General features: G+C 65.4%; 1 protein-coding gene. It reads left to right on the forward strand.

The annotated features are described in order from the left end of the window. On the forward strand, positions 1 to 1,805 hold a 1,805-nt coding region (locus tag EOA24_RS36585), incomplete at both ends, for a xanthine dehydrogenase family protein molybdopterin-binding subunit (RefSeq protein ID WP_133374834.1).

Here is a 1,805-nt window from a genome sequence, read left to right on the forward strand (position 1 = left end):
CCATAGCGCGCGGCAAGATCATCGAGCTCGATGTTTCCGTCGCTGAAGCCGCGCCGGGGGTCGAGCTGGTGATGACCTACCGCAATGCGCCGAAAATGTCGGTGCCTCCCGCGATCGGCATCACCAATCTGAAGGCGGCAGGCAACCACACGCTTCCGGTGATGCAGGACGCCGAAATCCGGTGGAACGGACAGGCGGTGGCCGTCATTCTGGCCGAAACCCGGGAACAGGCCGAACATGCCGCCACGCTGGTCCGGATTCGTTACGAAGCCCAGCCGTCACGCACGCGGTTCGAGGACGGCAAGAAAGTTGCAAGCACGCCGGACTCGATCCTGATCGAACGCAACCGGGTCGACAAGGGAAACGCTTCAAAGAAGCTGGCCGAAGCGGCGTACAAGGTCGATGCGGTCTACAGGACGCCGTGGCAGAGCCACAATCCGATCGAACCGCACGCCGCTACGATCGCCTGGCAGGACGGAAGGCTGATCGTTCACGACACGACGCAGATGATCCACGCAACGGCGGGGTCCCTGGCGAAGGTGTTCGGGCTGAAAGAGGCGGATGTCTTCGTCAGTTCACCCTTCGTCGGAGGTGGCTTCGGCGCAAAGGGAATGTGGGATCATCAGATCCTCGGCGCCGCCGCGGCGAAGCTCGCCGGGCGACCGGTGCGAGTCAGGCTTTCGCGGGCGAGCATGCACCGTCTTGTCGGCGGCCGCACCCAGACCGAGCAGCGCGTCGCGCTGGGGGCCGGTGCCGATGGAAAACTCACCGCCCTGTTGCACCATGGCTATGCCACCAAGCCGAAGCACAGCATATGCGACGAAGGCTTCAGCCTCACCGGGCGATCGCTCTATGCGTCCGGAAGCTTCGACATCGTTCAGCACCATGTCGATCTCGACCTCGTGGCCAACTCTTTCATGCGTGCTCCCGGAGAGGCTCCGGGAACTTTCGCGATCGAATGCGCGATGGACGAACTCGCTCATGAGCTCGGGATGGACCCGATCGAGTTGCGGCGTCGCAACGTCGCTTCCTGTGATCCGATCAGCGGCGCTCCCCATTCGCAGAGCGCCGTGATGACCGCGTACGACATGGGTGCCGAGCGTATTGGTTGGGTGGTGCGCGCCTCCGCGCCTCGTGCACGGCGCCAAGGGGAATGGCTGATCGGCATGGGCTGCGCGGGCAGAACCTTCCCTTTCGCCCGCATGCCCGGCACGTCCGCGCGCATCACCCTCGACGCTGGCGGTCGCGCGCATGTCGCAAGTGCCGCGCAAGAGATGGGAATGGGGACCGCGACCGTGCAGCGCCAGCACGCCGCGGACCGGCTCGGGCTGCCGCTCGACAGTGTGTCGGTGACTATCGGCGACTCCAGCCTGCCCTTCGCCAGCTTCGCCGGCGGATCGTCCCAGACAGCCTCGCTCGGCGCGGCTATCAGTGCAGCGAGCGGCAAGCTTGCAGCCGAGCTGTTGCGCCACGCGGGCAACGACACACCGCTGGCGGGGCTCAGGGTGGGCGAGGTCGAATTCGCCGACAGCGGGCTGCGCAGCGTCGACGACCCTTCGCGGTACGAGAGCTTCGCTTCGATCTTTCGCCGCTCCGGGCGCGACGAGATCAGCGTCACGGGCGAAAGCGGCGCGCCGCTGGAGATGCTCAAATTCTCGATGCACAGCACGTCGGCCATCTTCTGTCAGCTGCGCGTGAGCGAGGTTACCGGGGAAATCCGGATCGATCGCCTGGTCGGCGCCTTCGATTGCGGGCGCATCCTCAACGCGAAAACCGCCACCAGCCAGTTCAAGGGCGGCATGATC

Origin of the sequence: Mesorhizobium sp. M2A.F.Ca.ET.039.01.1.1 (assembly GCF_003998035.1) — a bacterium.
GTDB lineage: Bacteria > Pseudomonadota > Alphaproteobacteria > Rhizobiales > Rhizobiaceae > Mesorhizobium.